Below are 17,790 nucleotides of genomic sequence, written 5' to 3'. Positions count from 1 at the left end.
TCATGAGCTCCCTTTCACGAAGCTGTCGGGGTGGACGAGGACAACTGGTCCGATCGCTGGATGGCCCGTTCGTCGGTGCCGAGGTACGACGCGATGACGGCGGGGTCGCGCCGGATCCGTTCCGGCGTCCCCTCGGCGATCACCCGGCCGGCCTCCAGGCAGTACACGCGGTCGGAGATCGCCATGATCAACGGCATGTCGTGCTCGATGACCAGCAGCGACGCGCCCAGCTCGCGCTGGATCCGGACGATCAGCGGACCGAACGCCTCGGTCTCGCGCTGGGCGACGCCGCCGGTGGGCTCGTCGAGCATGAGCACCTTCGCGTCGGCCGCGATCAGGCAGCCGAGCTCGACGATGCGGCGGGTCCCGGTCGAGAGGTTCGCCGTGAACTCGTCGGCGAAATGACCGAGCCCGAGCAGGTCGATGACGTCGTCGGCGGCGGCCCGCTTGCGCCGTTCGGCGCCCGGCGCGGGCGGCAGCCCGGTGATCGAGGGCAGCAGCAGCGTGCGCGACCGCGCCTCCAGGGCGACCATGACGGTCTCGCGCACCGTGAGGTCGGGGTACAGCCGGGCCGCCTGGAAGCCGCGGCCGAGACCACGACGATGGCGGCGGTGCGCCGGCAGGCCGTTGACGTCGGAGCCGAGCAGCTCGATCGTCCCCGTCGACGGCACCAGCCCGCTGACGGCGTTCATCAGCGTCGACTTGCCGGCGCCGTTGGTGCCGATCAGGCCGACCAGCTCGCCGGGCCGGACCTCGAGGTCCACCCCGTCGACGGCGCGGTTGCCGCCGAAGTGCACGCTCACGCCGGTGAGCCGCAGCCACGGCGCCGCGGCGGCCGCGGTCCCGGCGGGCACGTCCGGTGCGTCGGCACGCGGCCGCGGGGTCGCCGTGGCCGGGCGGGCGGACACCGGTTCCGGCTCCGTGCGGGCGCCGATCGCGCCGAGGACGAGACCACGGACGCCGTAGACGATCTGCATCAGCCCGCCCGGGAAGTACATGAGCAGGATGAGCAGACCGATGCCGCTGGTCAGCAGACGCACCTCGTCGAGGTCGCCGAACAGCGCCGGCAGCCCGCGGACGAACAGGGCGCCGAGGATGGGCCCGGCCACCGAGCCGACCCCGCCGATGATCGTCGCCGAGATCAGCAGCAACGACACGTCGGGGGTGAAGGTGCTGCCGGGCACCACCTCGACCCGCAGCGTGATGAACAGGCAGCCGGCCAGCGCCGCCATCGCGCCGGACAGGCCGAACGCGATGAGCTTCATCCGCACCGGCGACACGGTGGCGGCCGCGGCCATGTCCTCGTTGTTGCTGACGGCGATCATGGCGCGGCCGATGCCGCCGCGCCGGATCAGGCACAGGACCGCCACCATGAGCCCGAGCACCAGCAGACAGAGGAAGTAGAACGTGCGGCGGTCGGAGAAGTCGAGGCCGCCCAGCACCGGCGGCTCCATGTAGGGCGTGGTCGTCGACCACGGAGAGCCGGTGAACCAGGCCTGCCGGAAGATCCAGGTCGAGGCGGCGACGGCGAACGCCAGCGTGACGACGGCCAGGAACGGGCCGCGCATGCGCACCGCGGACAGCCCGACCAGCAGCGCCGCGGCGCCGCCCACGGCCGTGGCCACCAGCAGCGCCGTCCACCAGGACAGCTGCAGCCCCCACCCGGGCAGGAACGGCAGCTCGGTGCCGTGCGTCACCATGACCATGACGCCGGACCCGAGGCCGACGAAGGCGAACTGGCCGAGGGTGAACTGCCCCGCCCAGCCGGTCAGCATCGACAGCGGGAGCGCCATCATCGCGAACACCAGCACGTCGGTCCACACGAACTGCTGGCTCTGCCGGGTGAACACCAGCGGGATGACCGCCAGCAGCGCGAACAGCACGACGAAGCCCATGGTGTTCAGGTGCCGGACGTACCAGAGCCGCCGCAGCCGCTGCGGCACCGCCGCCACCCGGGCACCGAGCGACGGCGCCGTCTCGCCCCGCCGGCCGCGGACCCAGAACAGCAGCAGCAGGATCGTCGCGGCGAAGATCCACAGGTCGACGACGGACCGGTTCGCCTGGTCGACGTTGCCGCGCAGCACGCTCTCGCCGATGCCGACGATCAGTCCGCCGGCGAGGGTCATCGGCAGCGAGCTCATCCGGGCGATCAGCGCGACCAGCAGCGCGCGCACCAGCAGGCCGGGGCCGACCGCGGCGGCGCCGGAGCCGATGATGGTGCCCGGCGTGATGCCCTGGATGGGCGCGATCATGATGGCGGTGACGGCGGCGAAGGCGGCCGCCAGCGTCCACACGATCGACGACGTCGTCTTCACGCTGAGGCCGAACACGCGGGCGGTGTCGGGGTTCGCGGCGGTGGCCCGCACCATCAGGCCCCACTTGGACCTCGTCATGAACAGCGCCAGCGCGATGATCGTCACCGGCGCGACGATGACCACGAGCACGTCCCGGGCGACGATCAGGATCGAGTCGGTGACGTGCCAGGACAGGTCGAACGGCAGCGGGAACGCCTGCTCCGAGCCGCTCTTGGGCAGCGACATCCGGGCCACCATCAGCAGCTGCGCCACGCCGATGGTGGCGATCAGCACCACCAGCCGCGACGCGGTGAACAGCCGCCTGATCACCGAGAGCTCGACGACCAGGCCGACGATCGCGGTCGCGGCGATGGCCAGGGCGAAGGCCGGCCAGTACGGCACGCCGAGACCCGCGCTGAGGTAGCAGAACACGGCCACGCCGAACGCGCCCATCTCGCCCGCGGCGAAGTTGAGCACGCCGGTCGCGCGGTACACGAGCACGAAGCCGGCCGCCAGGATCGCGTAGACGAGCCCGACGATCACGCCGTTGACGAGCATCTGTGCGGAGACGTCGATCATCGCGACCCCCGCGTCTCGCCGAGGAACACGGCTCTGACGAGGTCGTCGCGGCCGGCCAGTTCGGCGGCCGAGCCCTCGAACATGATCCGCCCCTTCTCCATGAAGACGGCGCGGTCGGCGAAGGAGAGCGCGAGGTTGAGCGACTGCTCGACGATGATCATCGTCGTGCCCTCGCGCTTGAGCTCCTCGACGACGGCGAGCAGCTCCTGCACCACGACCGGCGCCAGCCCGAGCGACAGCTCGTCGATGATCAGCAGCTCGGGCTCGTGCACCAGCGTCATCGCCAGCGCGACCATCTGCTGCTGCCCGCCGGACAGGTCGCAGGCGCGGCACTGCCGGGCGTCGGCCAGCGCCGGGAACCGGCCGAGGGCGCGGTCGACCCGGTCCTTCGCCTCCGCCGGTGACAGGTCGGTGGTGAGCAGCGCGGTCCGCAGGTTCTCCGTCACCGTCAGCTCGGGGAAGACGCCCGCGCCGCCGCGCAGCTGCACGACCCCGGCGCGGAAGCGCAGCTCCGCCTCGGCGTAGGTGAGCGACCGCCCGTTGAGCCGGATGACACCGCGGTCGGGGATGCCCAGCCCGCTGATGACCCGCAACAGGCTCGACTTGCCGGCGCCGTTCGTGCCGAGCAGCGCCAGCACCTCGCCGCGCGCCACCTCCAGGTCGATGCCGAACAGCACCTGCACCGTGCCGTAGCTGAAGTCCAGGTTGCGCACCTGCAGCACCGGGGTGCCCTGCGGGTCGGCGGCGATCCGGCGGCGCTCCTCCTGTTCCTCCAGCAGCTCCTCGACCGCCCGTGAGATGTCCTGACGCAGGTAGCGGGCGCCGCGGTGGAACAGGTAGCCGCCGGCGACCGTCGACACCGGCACCGCGATGGTCAGCGCGACCCGCTGGCCGTGCGCGTCGGAGATGGCGCCCACCACCAGCGCGCCGAGGAAGCCGCCCATCAGGAACGTGAAGATCGGCACGATGGCGAACGCCTGGGCCCGCAGCCGGTACGGCGCGACGGAGGCCACCAGCGGGTTGATCGCCACCAGCGCCATGCCGGTGAACGCGGTCGCCAGCGCGTAGCAGACCAGCAGCAGCGCCGGCTGCTGCAGCCGCAGCGCGACCAGCGTCAGCACGCCGTAGGCGACGATGGCGAAGCCCGCCACCCGCATCGTGCGGGCGGGGTCGACCCGGTACATCCGGTCGAAGCGCCGGCCGGCGATCAGCATGGCGACGATCGACGGGATCTGGCAGAGCGACAGGATCCAGCCGCGGGTGAAGGCGCCGTACCCGTACTCGTCCCGCAGCAACAGCGTCAGCTGCAGCGGGACGGTGATGAGGGCGAGCCCGAGCGCGCCGATGCCGAGGCACATGAAGTAGAAGGTCTTGATCTTCTTCATCCGGGCGAACGCCGTCCCGATGGTGATCGGCAGCTCGCCGCCGCGATCGCTCTGGTCCAGCACCTCGCCGGTGACCGTCTCCTGCTCGTACCGTCCGCGCACCGGCTCGCGCAGGAACACCAGCGCTGCGATCGCCAGCACCGCGACCGGCACGGCCAGGGCGAGGTACGCCCACCGCCAGCCCTCAGCGCCGCCGGCCAAGGTGGCGATGCTCCCGGCGGTGAACGGCCCGAGCGCCAGGCCCAGCGGCGTCGCCATCGCGTGCAGCGAGAAGATCCGCCCGCGGCCCTCCAGCGGATAGCCGTCGGAGATGAGCGAGCCGAACACCGGCGTGGAGTAGGCGGCGGCGAGCCCGATGCCCGAGTAGGCGAGGAACAGCTGGAACGTGTTGCCCGCCAGGGCCGCACCGACCAGGCAGATCGCCGCGCCACCGGCGGAGCCGGCCACGACGTACTTGCGCGGCACGCGGTCGGCCAGCCACGCCATCGGCACCGCGCCGAGCACCAGCGCGATGCCGCCGAAGCTGGCCAGCGCCATCAGCCCGGTGTCGGACAGCCCGAAGTAGGCGCGGATGTCCGGCGCGAGCACGTTCGTGGTCTCGCGGCTGAGCTGCTCGATGACCACGAGCAGCACGGCCAGCGTCACGATCGCCCAGCCGCCGCGGCGCAGCGTCTCGCGTACCGACAGCTCTGCGGCGCCGACCGCCGGCAGCAGCTCGTCGGGCAGCACCAGCGGCTCGGACCGCTGGCTCTGCGCCTCCTGCCGCCGCGACTCCTCCGCCAGGACCGCCGCGGTCAGCGTCGCGGTCCGCGGCCCGCCCGGATCCGCCGGCTCAGTCATCGGCCGGCAGCGGGAGGAAGTCGGTCTCGGGCACGATGCAGTGCGGTGAGGCGCTGCCGAACTCCGCCGGGCACGGATAGTGGAACCGCTCGATCACGATCGCGTCGGGGCCGGTCGGTTTGCCGGGGCCGAAGCTCGCCGGCAGCGACTCGCCGTGGTCGAAGTCGCCGAAGCCGGCCAGGACGGCCGCGACGTCCTGCCGGGTCGGGTTCGCACCGGCCGCCTCGATCGCCCGGGCGAACAGCCGGATCCCCGAACAGCTGGAGGCCACGTTGCTCGCCCGCAGGTTGTCGGCGTCGTCGAGCAGGTCGTACGGCGCGTCGATCACGTCGCTGTACTCGGCGTAGACGCTGTTGCACATCTCGACGAACGGGTCGGGGACGAAGTCGTCGAGGCGGTGCTCGCCGGCCCGGCTGCCCGAGACGATCGTGGCGCCGTTGTAGAGCGCGGCCGCGGCCTCGCCGGCGAACTGGACGATCTTGCCGGTGACCAGCTCGCTGTCCTGGGCCTGGAAGCTGGTGTTCACGAACTCGACGTCGCCGGGCTGGAAGCCCTGCGTGACCATCTCGCCCAGGTACGTGGGCATGGTGATGGTGTCGAGCAGCGGGAACACCACCTCGACGCCGTCGGCGCGCATGCCCTGCACCGACTCGATCAGGCCGTCGGTGCAGTTGCCGGCGTCGCAGCCGATGGCGTCGACGCGGGCGACGTCGAGGCCGAGCCGTTCCAGCTCGGCGACCAGGCCTTCCTGGACGACCTGCGGGTTCGGTTCGGTGTCGGTGTAGACGACGCCGATCGGCCGGCCCTCGAGCTCGCCGGCCAGCTCCCTCGCGGCGTAGGTGAGGATGTCGGCCGGCGAGTGGTTGACCGAGAACAGCATGCCGTCGGCGGCGTCGAAGTCCTGCGCGCCGAGGTCGTACGTCGTCACGTAGATGACGTCGTTGGGCCCGGTGAGGCACCCGGCCAGCGGGTTCCCGACCCCGGTGAAGGAGAAGGCGCCGAGGGCGTGCTGGTCCTTCGCGATCTGCGTGCACACCTGCTGGGCCTCGACCTGCGGATCGGTGGCGCCGAACCCGGGCACCGCGACCTCGACGGTGTTCAGCTCGATCAGGCGCCCGTTGATGCCGCCGCACTCCTCGTTGACGATGCGCACGAACGTCTCGACCTGGTCGGCGGTGTCGCCGACGTCCTCGGCGAAGCCGACCTCCACGAGGTCCTCCAGCCGCAGCCGCACGTTCGTCAGGACCACCGAGTCGGCGGTGATGCCCGGCTCGACCTCCTCCGGCTGGTGGTCGCCGGTGTCCGCGGTGCAGAACGCCTCAGTGCCGGTGAACCGGCTGTCGAACGACTCGGCGACGCCCGGCGCCGACGAGGTCGGTGCGGCGGCGGGGTCGTCGTCGGTGCTGCGGACGACGCCCGAACAGCCGCCGGCCACGATCAGACATCCAAGAGCGAGCGCGCAGGCTCGTAATCCGTCAGAACGCATGAGGGACTCTCCGTAGATGAGGGCGCCCGCTACAGGCGGTCGGCCAGCCAGTCGAAGAGGTGCTCGGCAGCAGTGGCGGTGGCGCCGTTCTGGCAGTGCAGTTGAGCGGTCGACTCGGTGCCGAAGAGCATCAGCTCCTTGGGGCACTCGAGCGCCTCGTAGAGCTGCTCGGCCTGACCGGTGGAGAAGCGTTCGTCGACGCCGTCCATCACGAGCGTCTCGCACTCGATGAGCTTGGCGACGTCGGTGAGGTCGCAGGCCTCGAACTCCTTCATCAGCGCGTACGGCGTGTCGACGCCGTGCTTCCAGCACGAGTCGCGCAGGAACCAGCCGGCCGTCGACGACTGCTCCGCGATGGCCGCCGCGGCGGCGTTGAAGACCTCCGGGCCCTCGCCGTAGGCCTCCATCAGCGACGGGGGCAGGCCCGCGCTGATGCTGGCCCACCAGCTGAGGACGCCGGGGTCGGCGATGCAGAGCTTCAGCCGCTTCTCGTACGCCGCTGCCCGCGGCGCCAGGTAGCCGCCGAAGCTCAGGCCCATCAGCGCGATCCGGTCCGCGTCGACGCCGTCGAGGCCGACCGCGACGTCGACGATCGGCGTCACGACGTTCTCCCAGTCGGGCCGGAACGGCAGCCCGTTGAGCCGCAGCGCCAGGCCCTGGCCGGGACACTGGACGGCCAGGCAGTGGATGCCGCGGCGGATCGCGCCGTCGTACACCCACCGGGTGTCCTCGGGCCAGGCGTCGCGGCCCTGGAAGAAGATCAGCAGCGGCGCCGACGGGTCCGCGACCGGGCTGCGGTAGAGGTAGGACGGCAGGGACGAGCCCTCGTACGGGATGGCGAGGTACTCGCCCGGGTAGCCGCTGAGCTCCAGGTAGCGGTCGTAGTGCTGGTAGCTGCGGCGGGCGTGCTCGGCCATCCGCGGGTCGTCGGGCGGGCCGAAGTGCATGAGCGAGGCGCGCCAGTAGGTCGACGCGCGCAGGTGACAGTCGGCCGCGGTGACGGTGCGGCCGGCGGCCTCGGCGGACTCGGCGCGGTCCTGCAGGGCCCGCGCCATCGGCGTCCAGGCCTGGATCCAGCTCTCCTCGTCGTCGACGGCGATGGAGCGGGCCACCTCCAGGCATTCGCCGAGGTCGGACATGCCGAAGAGCATCATGCCGAGGTGGTGCTTGAACTGGTCGTCCATCACCTCGTCGGCGATGAACTGGTGCGAGGTCCAGTGCTGGCCCGGGAAGAGCGGGTTGACGGAGGGTACGGCGGTGGTCATCGGGCGCTCCTACTCGTCGGTGATGTCGACGGGGTCGCCGGTGCTTCAGGCGGCGACGCCGAGTGGCGGGATACGGCCGGCCCACGGGCGGGCCCGCTCGAGTTGCGCGGCGAGGCGGAACAGCATCCCCTCGTCGCCGTAGGGCCCCACGAAGTGCGCGCCGATCGGCACGCCGTCGTCGGTCCAGTACAGCGGCACGGTCATGGCCGGCTGGCCGCTGACGTTGATGAGCGACGTGAAGGCGACGAAGCCGGCCGACGCACGCATGCCGCGGGTGGGGTCGTCGGCCGTCGACGCGAACGTGCCCAGCGGCGGCGGCGTGCTGCCCGTGGTCGGGGTGAGCCACACGTCGTACGGCGCCTGGAACGCGGCCAGGTCGTCGCACAGCGTCTGCAGCTCGGCCAGCGCGTCCATGAAGTCGCTGACGGAGGTGGTCGTGGACCGGCCGCGCTGGATCAGTTCCCAGGTGGCCGGCTCGAACAGCTCCTCGACGGCCGGCTTGCCGGTCGAGCGCTCCAGCCGGGCGATGTCCCAGGCCAGCCCGCCGGCCGACACGGCGGCGAACGGGCCGGACAGGCCGCCGACGTCGAGGGTGGGCACGCCCTCCTCGACGATGTGGCCCAGGCTCTCGCACAGCCGGGCGGCGTCGTCGACGGCGGCCAGCGTGTCGGCGTCGAGCGGCGTGCCCATCGGCGAGCGGCGGCTGACGACGATCCGCAGCCGGCCCGGGTCGCGGGACACCTCCTCGAGGTACGGCCGCTCCGGCCGCGGCGCGATGAACGGATCGCCGGGCGCCGGCCCGGCGGTGGCGTCCAGCAGCGCCGCGGAGTCGCGCACCGACACCGTGATGGAGTTCTCGCTGAGGAACGCCATGCGCATGGAGACGCCGAGGTGCCGGCGCGCGGACGCGATGCGCAGCCGCGTCGGCTTCATGCCGAAGACGCCGCAGCACGACGCCGGGATGCGGATGGACCCGCCGCTGTCGCTGGCGTTGGCCATCGGCACCATGCGGGTCGCGACCGCGGCGGCCGCGCCGCCGCTGGACCCGCCGGCCGTCAGCGCGGGGTTCCACGGGTTGCGGGTCGGGCCGAACGCCTCCGGCTCGGTGGTCGGCTGCAGGCCGAACTCCGGCAGGTTGGTCTTGCCGGAGCAGACCAGCCCGGCCGCCCGGTACCTGCGGGTGAGCGGCCCGTCCTCGGCGGAGACGTTGTCGAGCAGGTAGCGGCTGCCGGACGTCAGCCGGGTGCCGGCGTACCCGACGGCGCCGCCGTCCTTGAGCAGGAACGGCACCCCGGTGAACGGGCCGTCCGGCAGTCCTGCCTCGATCTGTGCCGCGGCCTCGTCGTACATCGTGGTGATGACGGCGTTGACCTGCGGGTTGACCTGCTCGATGCGCTTGATCGCCGCGTCGAGCAGGTCGTGTGGGGTCACGTCGCCGGAACGGACCAGCTCGGCCTGTCCGACGGCATCCAATGCGGCGATGTCACTCATGGTTCGGCTTCAACGGCTCGGACACGTCAGTCTCCTGTCGGTACCGGCAAACTCGAACGAGCCATCAGTATGGCGCTCAGATCAGAGCGTGACAAGCTTTTTGACGGCTAGATCTTGGTTCACGATTCATTGGATTGATTCTTCAACGTTTCGAGAGCGTTTTGATCTGCCTGCTGTATCAGCAAGTACGTGCATATCGTCAGTGAGGCCACCTTTCCGCGAGCGCATTGTTCGGTTGCGCGGGCCGATTCCGTGCGATTGGATTGCCCCTGCAGAACGTCCACTCAGGGAGGCCGTCGTGGTCAACGGATCGCGTCCGCAGCAGGTCGAACTCGACGAGATCGACAAGGCGATCATCCGCGTCCTCCAGGTCGACGGACGCATCGCCTACTCGAAGCTGGGCCCCCAGGTGGGCCTCTCCCGCGCGGCCGCCCGGCAACGCGTCCAGCGCCTCATCGACAGCGGCGCCATCGAGGTGGTGGCCGTCTCCGAGCCGCTCAAGATGGGCTTCGACGTCCAGGCCATGATCGGCATCAACGTCGACGGCGACCTCCAGGAGGTCGCGTCGGCGCTGGCGGCGGTCGAGGAGGTCGTCTACGTGGTGCTGTCGGCCGGGCGCTACGACATCCTCATCGAGGTCCTCGGCCGCGACCCGGGCGAGCTGCTGCGCATCCTCAACGACGTCATCCGCCGCACGCCCGGGGTGCGCAGCACCGAGCTGTTCACCTACCTGAAGATCGAGAAGGTCACGTACTCGTGGGGGGCGGTGTGACCGGTGCGTGACAATGCGGCGCCGGGTGCGGCTCGACGTCCAGCGCGGGGTTGCGGTCGAAGAACCCCGACGGCTTGAGCCAGAACGAGATCGTGTCCACCGGCATCACCGGCCAGTCCTCGGGGCGCGGGATGTGGTGGATGCCGAACACGTACCACAGCACCACGTCGGTGCGGTCCGTCGCGCGTCGCGCCGCCACCCACTGCGGCATGCCCATGCCGGGACCGCCCTGGTTGACGAACTCGCCGGCCGGCCAGCGCTGGTCCGGGTCGTGCGGGGTGACCCAGACGGTGTGGCCGACCACCTCGGCCCGCTGGAACACCGGCGAGGCGGGGTCGAAGAACGACGGGATGGCCGCGCCGGGGACCAGCTTGTACCCGACGGGCGTGCCGTGCGCGTTGAGCGAGTCCGGGTTGACCACCGACCACGCGCGCTGGGTCTCCCAGGCGTAGTCGTCCGGCCCTTCGACGACGATCGGCGCCTTCACCTGCCGGACGCCGAGGCCGTACGGGTTCGCCGGGCCGATCGGGTCGGTCACCGTCTCCGAGCGCACCACCGTGTTGTCCGTCCCGTCGACGTCGAGGTCCAGCCGGGCGACGACGAAGTGCTGGTGGACCGGCGCGTACGTGCGGGTGTCGACGAGCGTCCCGTGCGGATGGGCGGCGCCCTCGGGGAGGTGCGAGACCACCATGATCCCGGTCGCCCGCACCTCGCACTCGATGCTGCCGTCCTCGTAGAACCGCCAGTACGTCAGGTACTCGTAGTTGGCGACGGTGACGTGGAAGGACACCACGAACCGCCGCTGCCGCCGCACCTCCGCGGCGCCGTCGTGGTCGACGTGCTTCCAGCCGACGGCGGAGTCCTCCTCGTGCAGGCAGATCGCGTTCGCGATGGTGTACGGCCGGCCGGTCGAGTCGTGCATCGTCGCGTCGAGGTAGCGGATCTCGCCCAGGCAGTCGCAGCCCAGTCGCAGCGACTGGGTGAGGAAGCCCAGGCCCCACTCGCCGATGTCGAAGGCGGTGCGGCGGTAGTGGTCGACGCCGGGATCGCGGTACGGGACCATCATCTCGGCGAACGAGAGCTTGTGCGCGATCGGCCGTTCCCGGCCGGCGTCGGTGTAGCCGACCTGGTGCAGCGTCAGCCCTTCGCGGTGGTTGAACCCGATGCGCAGCCGCCAGTTCTGCCAGCTGACCTCGTGCCCGTCGACGCTGAACCCCGGGCCGCCGGGCTGGGTCACCTCGAGCGGCGCGCGCGGCGGGCGGTGGCCGCGCAACGCCTCGGGCAGCAGGTGCGGGCGGTACTCGCCCATGATCTCCGGTCGCGGCACCGCGTAGGTGTCCTCGATCTCCAGCAGCTCCATCGCGCCGACGTCGACGACGAAGTGCAGCCCGTTGACGGGGCCCGCGTACGGGTTGCCGCCGGCCACCCGCCGCACCCACACGTCCGACCAGCCCAGCCGGCGCCCGGCGTACGCGTCGGGCACCAGCGCGCCGCCGTACGTCCAGGTGTCGATGAACACCGCCGACAGGTCGGTGATGCCGCGCCCGGCCAGCGCCGCCACCACGTCGGGGTGGTGGCGGAGCATGTGGTCGCACTCCTCCCACTCGTCGATGGTGAAGTTCGGCTGCACACCGGGCACCGGCTCGAACGACTCGACGGCCGCGGCGGACAGGTCCACCCGCGCGCGGTGCGTCTCGCCGTCGCGGCGCCGGAAGCAGACCACCTCGGCGCGCCGGGGCGGCAGCGGCCCGCCGTCCGCGTACGCCGCCAGGTCGGCCTTGGCCGGCTCGACGGTCTCGATCGACGCGTACCGCCAGCCCGCGCCGACGCCGTGCGCCGACGTCAGCAGCTCCCGGACGAGGTCGATCTCGTCCGCCGTCAACGGATCCAGCGGGTGCACACTCACAGTGTCAGCCCAGCGACGCCATGACGTGCTTGATGCGGGTGTAGTCCTCGAGACCGTAGACCGACAGGTCCTTGCCGTGGCCGGACGACTTGAAGCCGCCGTGCGGCATCTCCGCGACCAGCGGGATGTGGGTGTTGATCCACACGCAGCCGAAGTCCAGCTCGGCCGACACCCGCAGCGCCACCTGCACGTTCGCCGTCCACACCGAGGAGGCCAGGCCGTACTCGACGCCGTTGGCCAGCTCGACGGCCTCGTCCTCGGTGCGGAAGGTCTGAACCGTGATGACCGGGCCGAAGATCTCGTGCTGGGTGAGCCAGTCGTCCTGGCGCAGGCCGGCGATGACGGTCGGCTCGACGTAGAAACCGGTGCTGCCCTGGCGGGCGCCGCCGGTGGTCACGGTGGCGTGGTCCGGCGTCCGGGCGATGGCGCCGAGGACGCGGTCGAGCTGCTGGGCGTTGTTCACCGGCGGGATCCAGGCGTCCTCGTCGCCGGGCCGCGCGCCGTACGTGGTCCGCGCCTGGGCCGCCTGGTCGGTCAGCGCCGCGGTGAAGTCGGCGGCCGCGGACTCGTGGACGAGCACGCGGGTGGCGGCGGTGCAGTCCTGGCCGGCGTTGAAGTAGCCGGCCTCGGCGATGGTCGCGGCGGCGGCCGCGAGGTCGGCGTCGGGGAAGACGATGACCGGCGCCTTGCCGCCCAGCTCCAGGTGCGTGCGCTGCAGCCGTTCGCCGGCGCCGGCCGCCACCGCGCGCCCGGCCGCGACCGAGCCGGTGATCGAGACCATCTGCGCCGCCGGATGGGCGACGACGGCCGCGCCGGTGCTCCGGTCGCCCGCGACGACGTTCAGCACGCCCGGCGGCAGGTGCCGCGCGGCCAGCTCGGCCAGCAGCACCGTCGTCACCGGCGTGGTGTCGCTCGGCTTGAGCACCACCGTGTTGCCCGCCGCGATGGCCGGGGCGAACTTCCAGACGGCCATCATCATCGGGTAGTTCCACGGCGTCACCTGGCCGATCACGCCGATCGGCTCGCGGCGCACCCACGAGGTGTGACCCGCCAGGTACTCCCCCGCGGACCGGCCCTCGAGGACACGGGCCGCACCGGCGAAGAAGCGCAGCTGGTCGGCCATCGGCGGGATCTCCTCCGCCGCCGTGAGGTGCGCCGGCTTGCCGGTGTCGCGGCCCTCGGCCGCCACCAGCTCGTCGGCGTGCCGCTCGACCTCGTCGGCGATGCCGAGCAGCGCCTTCTGCCGCTCGGCCGGCGTGCTGCGCCGCCACCCGGTGAACGCCTTCGCCGCCGCCTCGTAGGCGGCGGCGACGTCGGCCTCGCCGGACAGCGGCGCCTCGCCGTAGGTCTCACCGGTGGACGGATCGACCAGGGGCATCGTCGCGCCCGACGCGGCCGGCGCCGACTCGCCGCCGACGAAGTTCTGGACCGTGGTCATGCGCCGCTCCATCCGATGCTGAAGTACTGGGTCTCGGTGAACTCCTCCAGGCCCTGCCGGGCGCCCTCCCGGCCGAGCCCGCTCTGCTTCACGCCGCCGAACGGCGCCGCCGGGTCGGAGACCAGCCCGCGGCCCACGCCGACCATGCCCGCGTCGACGGCCTCGGCGAGGCGCAGCGCCCGCCGCAGGTCACCGGCGTAGACGTAGGCGGCCAGACCATACTCGCTGCCGTTCACCATGCCCAGCAGCTCGTCCTCGTGTCGCCAGGTCACGACCGGGGCGACCGGCCCGAAGATCTCCTCGGTGACGACCGGCGAGTCCGGCGGCACGTCACGCAGCACGACCGGGGCGACGAAGTGCCCGGTCAGCCCCGCGGGCACGGTGGCCCGATGGGTCACCGTCGCGCCACCGGCGACAGCCGCGTCGACCAGCGCCCGCACGTCGGCGACCGCGGTGGCGGAGATGAGCGGGCCGATCTGCGCGCCGGTCGTGGCCGGGCCGACGGTCAGGGCTTCGACGGCCGCGCCGAGCTTCGCGACGAACGCGTCGGCCACCTGCTCGTGGACGTAGAACCGGTTGGCGGCCGTGCAGGCCTGGCCGCCGTTGCGGAACTTCGCCACCATCGCGCCGGCGACCGCCTCGTCGAGGTCGGCGTCCGCGGTGACGATGAACGGCGCGTTCCCGCCCAGCTCCATCGACGAGTTCACCACCCGGTCCGCGGCCTGCTTGAGCAGCGCCCGCCCGACCTCGGTCGAGCCGGTGAAGGAGATCTTGCGGACCCGCGGGTCGGCCAGCCACGCCGCGACGACGCCGCGGGAGTCCGTCGTCGGGACCACGTTCACGACGCCGTCGGGGACGCCGGCGTCGGCCAGGATGCGGGCGATGGCGAGCGCCGTCAGCGGGGTCTGCGACGCGGGCTTGAGCACGACCGTGCACCCGGCCGCGAGCGCGGGCGCGATCTTGCGGGTGGCCATCGCCGCGGGGAAGTTCCACGGCGTGACCAGCGCGGCGACGCCTACCGGCCGGTGCGTCACGACGATGCGGGTGTCGCCGGCCGGCGACTCGCCGTAGCTGCCCGACGTCCGGGCCGTCTCCTCGGAGAACCAGCGGAAGAACTCGGCGGCGTACGTGACCTCGCCGGCCGCGTCGGCCAGCGACTTGCCGTTCTCGGCCGCGATCAGCATCGTCAGCCGGTCCGCGTCGGCCGTCATCAGCTCGTAGGCGCGGCGCAGCGCCTCCGCCCGCCGCCGGGGCGCCGTGCGCCGCCAGCCGGGCGCGGCCGCGGCCGCGGCGGTCACCGCGTCGGCGGCGTCCCGCACTGTCGCGTCGCTGACGGCGGCCAGCACGTCACCGGTAGCGGGGTCGTCGACGGCGAAGGTGGCCGCCGCGGGCCGCCAGCGGCCCCCGACGAAGACGCCGTTGGCCGGGTCGAGCTGGTCCAGGTGGGCGGCCAGGCCGTCCGTCGTCAGGGTGGTCACGGCCGGCCTCCCAGGGCCTCTTCGAGCACGTCCAGTCCGTCGTGCAGCAGCTCGTCGTCGATCACCAGCGGCGGCAACAGCCGCAGCACGTTGCCGTAGGTGCCGCAGGTCAGCACGATGACGCCGCGGGCGTGGCAGCCGGCGGCCACGGCCCGGGCCAGCGCCGCGTCCGGCGCGCCGTCCGGGCCGACCAGCTCGACCGCCATCATCGCGCCGCGCCCACGGACGTCGCCGATGCGCGGGTCGGTGGCGGCCAGGCCCTCCAGCCGGTCGCGGAGCACCGCGCCGATCTTCCGGGCCCGCTCGATCAGCCCGTCGGCCTCGATGGTGGCGATGGTGGCGAGCGCGGCCGCGCAGGCCAGCGGGTTGCCGCCGTAGGTGCCGCCCAGGCCGCCGCCCTTGGGGGCGTCCATGATCTCCGCGCGCCCGGTGACGGCCGACAGCGGCAGCCCGTCGGCGACGCCCTTCGCCGTCACGACGAGGTCCGGGACGACGTCCTCGTGCTCGCACGCGTACATGGCGCCGGTGCGGGCGAGGCCGGACTGCACCTCGTCGGCCACGAAGACCACGCCGTTCGCGCCGCACCACTCGGCCAGCGCCGCGAGGAAGCCCGGCGCCGGGACGATGAACCCGCCCTCGCCCTGGATCGGCTCGATGACGACGGCGGCCAGGTTCTCGGCGCGGACCTGCGTCTCGATGACGTCGATCGCCCGCCGCGCGGCCGCGGCGCCGTCGGTGCCGCCGTCGCGGTACGGGTAGGACAGCGGCGCCCGGTACACCTCGGGCGCGAACGGGCCGAAGCCGTTCTTGTACGGCGCCGACTTGGCCGTCATGGCCATCGTGAGGTTGGTGCGGCCGTGGTAGGCGTGGTCGAACACGACGACGGCCTGCTTGCCGGTGTAGGTGCGGGCGATCTTGACGGCGTTCTCGACCGCCTCGGCGCCGGAGTTGAACAGCACGGTGCGCTTCTCGTGCTCGCCCGGGGTCAGCCGGTTCAGGGCCTCGGCGACCTGCACGTACGCCTCGTACGGCGTCACCATGAAGCAGGTGTGGGTGAACGCGGCGGCCTGCGCGGCGACGGCCTCGACCACCCGCGGCGCGCTGACGCCGACCGTCGTCACGGCGATGCCCGACCCGAGGTCGATGAGCTGGTTGTCGTCGGCGTCGCGCACGATGCCGCCGGCCGCCTCGACGGCGAAGACGGGCATCGTCGTGGCCACGCCGGGCGCGACCGCCTGGGCCTTGCGGGTCATCAACGCGACGGATCGCGGGCCGGGGATGGCCGTCACGACCTTCCGGATCTGGGTCAGCGGCATGGGCCCATCGTGAGGTCCGCCACTTCATGCCGTCCAATACCCGATAGCATGACGACCTATGCCTGCTGAGCATGTCTGAGGGGTGCGATGGAGCTCCGGGTACTGCGTTACTTCGTCGCCACAGCCGACGTCGGCACCGCGAGCGGCGCGGCGGCCGAGCTGCACCTGACCCAGCCGGCGCTCTCGCGGCAGCTGCGCCAGCTCGAACGCGAGCTGGGCGCCGACCTGTTCGCCCGGGTCCGGGGCCGGTTGGTGCTGAGCGCGGCCGGCCGCGAGTTCCTGCCGATCGCGCGCGACCTGCTGGTGCGGGCCGAGCACGCGAAGCAGGCGGCGGCCGAGCTGGCCGCCGGGCGGCTCGGCCACATCGCGCTGGCCGCGCCGACCACCACGCTGACCGACGTGCTGGCGCCGTTCCTCGCCACCCTCCGCGACGACGACCCCGTCCCGACGGTCATCGAGTCCGGACCCGACGACGCCTACGCCGCCCTCGACCGCGGCGTCGACCTCGTCATCGTCACCGAGCGGCCGCACCGCGAGCTGGCCCGCACGGCCATCGCCGTCCTGCCGGTGTTCGCCTACGTTCGCGCCGACCACCCGTGGTCCGGCCGCCCGGGCGTCACCCTGGACGAGCTGGCGGCGATGCCGGTCGTCGTGCTGCCGCCGCACCTCAAGACCCGGCAGATCCTCGACGGCGCGCTGCACCAGGCCGGGCTCGCCCTCGAGTCGGCCGTCGAGACCTCCAACGCCCAGGTCGCCCAGGCCCTCGCCGCCGCCGGCCGCGGCGCCGCCGTCGTCACCGACGACCCCCGGTTCGGCCTGCACCCGCTGGAGATCCTGCACAAGGGCGCCGCGTTGCGCATCCACCTCTGGGCCGCCTGGCGGCCCAGCCACCACGCCTCACCCACCCTCGGGTCGTTCGCCGCCCGGCTGCGCGGGTTCTGCGCCGAGCGCTACGGCCCCCAGGTGCTGCCGCCCGACGCGCGGTAGCGCCGCTGCCGGCAGGCGGGCGAGCAGTACCGGCGGGGCCGGCCGCGGGCGGGTTGCGTGAGCGGCTCCCCGCAGACGAAGCACTGGCGGCCTGAGGCCGCAGCTGTTTCGCCACGCGTTTCGTCACGGCTAGCCGGGACGTGGCGGCGCAGTTCGTCGTCGAGGTAGGGGCAGTCGCGGACGATGTCGTCGTCGGGGCACCGGAGCAGGTGCAGCAGGTACGCCTGGGCCCGGCGCAGCCGCTCGATGCGCTCCGCGACGACGTCGGCATGGCGCTGCACGGCCTCCTGCCAGTCCTGGTTCCGGCTCGCCGACGTGACGACGGCGGCCTGGTCGAGCGGCATCGCACCGGTGACGCAGCACAGGTAGGCGAGGCCGATGCGGCGCAGGTCTGTCTCGGTGTAGGCGCGCCGGCCGTTGCGCCGCGACGGCGCGCGCAGCACGCCCTGGGACTCCCACCACCGCAGGGTGGACGGCGCGAGGCCGAAGCGGGCGGCGGCCTGGCCGATCGAGACGCTCATCGGTCCAGTTGACATCAACTCACCTTGAAGAC

At 72.5% G+C, this 17,790-nt stretch carries 12 protein-coding genes; 2 read left to right on the top strand and 10 right to left on the bottom strand.

Going from position 1 to position 17,790, the window contains the following annotated elements; translation table 11 throughout:
* Positions 1–14: 14 nt before the first annotated feature.
* From BLU82_RS32405 to BLU82_RS32385, 5 genes are all read right to left on the bottom strand, one after another.
* Positions 15–2,873, bottom strand: a complete 2,859-nt coding sequence (locus BLU82_RS32405) for a branched-chain amino acid ABC transporter permease/ATP-binding protein (RefSeq protein WP_092624913.1) — start codon at positions 2,871–2,873, stop codon at positions 15–17.
* A complete protein-coding gene (locus BLU82_RS32400; protein WP_092624912.1) occupies positions 2,870–5,098 on the bottom strand; it encodes an ATP-binding protein in 2,229 nt (742 codons plus the stop codon). Before BLU82_RS32400 ends, BLU82_RS32405 begins: the two co-directional genes overlap by 4 nt.
* Positions 5,091–6,533, bottom strand: coding sequence for an ABC transporter substrate-binding protein (locus BLU82_RS32395; RefSeq protein ID WP_157741406.1), 1,443 nt, complete (start codon positions 6,531–6,533; stop codon positions 5,091–5,093). The genes BLU82_RS32400 and BLU82_RS32395 overlap by 8 nt, the downstream gene beginning before the upstream one ends.
* 80 nt (positions 6,534–6,613) lie before the next feature.
* The gene (locus BLU82_RS32390) at positions 6,614–7,849 is read right to left on the bottom strand and encodes a S9 family peptidase (protein ID WP_092624910.1); all 1,236 of its coding nucleotides are present in this window, start codon (positions 7,847–7,849) and stop codon (positions 6,614–6,616) included.
* 45 nt (positions 7,850–7,894) lie between these two features.
* Positions 7,895–9,340 (bottom strand): amidase, encoded by a 1,446-nt coding sequence (locus BLU82_RS32385; RefSeq protein ID WP_092624909.1) that lies wholly within the window; start codon positions 9,338–9,340, stop codon positions 7,895–7,897.
* 298 nt (positions 9,341–9,638) lie between these two features.
* Here BLU82_RS32385 and BLU82_RS35880 point away from each other — a divergent pair, with 298 nt between their 5' ends.
* The gene (locus BLU82_RS35880; protein ID WP_231947643.1) at positions 9,639–10,112 is read left to right on the top strand and encodes an Lrp/AsnC family transcriptional regulator; all 474 of its coding nucleotides are present in this window, start codon (positions 9,639–9,641) and stop codon (positions 10,110–10,112) included.
* Here BLU82_RS35880 and BLU82_RS32375 read toward each other — a convergent pair.
* Genes BLU82_RS32375 through gabT form a run of 4 tightly spaced genes read right to left on the bottom strand, consistent with a single transcriptional unit; the run spans position 10,087 to position 16,250 of the window.
* The gene (locus BLU82_RS32375; protein ID WP_092624907.1) at positions 10,087–12,018 is read right to left on the bottom strand and encodes a primary-amine oxidase; all 1,932 of its coding nucleotides are present in this window, start codon (positions 12,016–12,018) and stop codon (positions 10,087–10,089) included. The genes BLU82_RS35880 and BLU82_RS32375 overlap by 26 nt on opposite strands.
* A 4-nt stretch (positions 12,019–12,022) precedes the next feature.
* A complete protein-coding gene (locus BLU82_RS32370; protein ID WP_092626678.1) occupies positions 12,023–13,456 on the bottom strand; it encodes an aminobutyraldehyde dehydrogenase in 1,434 nt (477 codons plus the stop codon).
* On the bottom strand, positions 13,453–14,934 hold the full coding sequence (locus BLU82_RS32365) for an NAD-dependent succinate-semialdehyde dehydrogenase (protein ID WP_231947642.1): 1,482 nt from the start codon (positions 14,932–14,934) through the stop codon (positions 13,453–13,455). The genes BLU82_RS32370 and BLU82_RS32365 overlap by 4 nt, the downstream gene beginning before the upstream one ends.
* Complete coding sequence (gene gabT, locus BLU82_RS32360) at positions 14,931–16,250, bottom strand: 4-aminobutyrate--2-oxoglutarate transaminase (RefSeq protein ID WP_092624906.1); 1,320 nt, start codon at positions 16,248–16,250, stop codon at positions 14,931–14,933. The genes BLU82_RS32365 and gabT overlap by 4 nt, the downstream gene beginning before the upstream one ends.
* An 87-nt stretch (positions 16,251–16,337) precedes the next feature.
* On the opposite strand from gabT, the gene BLU82_RS32355 reads away from it, so the two are divergent.
* Positions 16,338–17,237: a LysR family transcriptional regulator gene (locus tag BLU82_RS32355; RefSeq protein ID WP_092624905.1), complete on the top strand. Its 900-nt coding sequence runs from the start codon at positions 16,338–16,340 to the stop codon at positions 17,235–17,237.
* Here the strand turns inward: BLU82_RS32355 and BLU82_RS32350 are convergent.
* On the bottom strand, positions 17,201–17,758 hold the full coding sequence (locus tag BLU82_RS32350; protein WP_197682616.1) for a MerR family transcriptional regulator: 558 nt from the start codon (positions 17,756–17,758) through the stop codon (positions 17,201–17,203). The two genes, BLU82_RS32355 and BLU82_RS32350, sit on opposite strands and share 37 nt — an antisense overlap.
* Positions 17,759–17,790: the final 32 nt, after the last annotated feature.

The organism is Jiangella sp. DSM 45060, assembly GCF_900105175.1.
GTDB lineage: Bacteria > Actinomycetota > Actinomycetes > Jiangellales > Jiangellaceae > Jiangella.
Note: the sequence above shows the minus strand (reverse complement) of the source record. Positions and strands in the feature narration are given on the sequence as shown.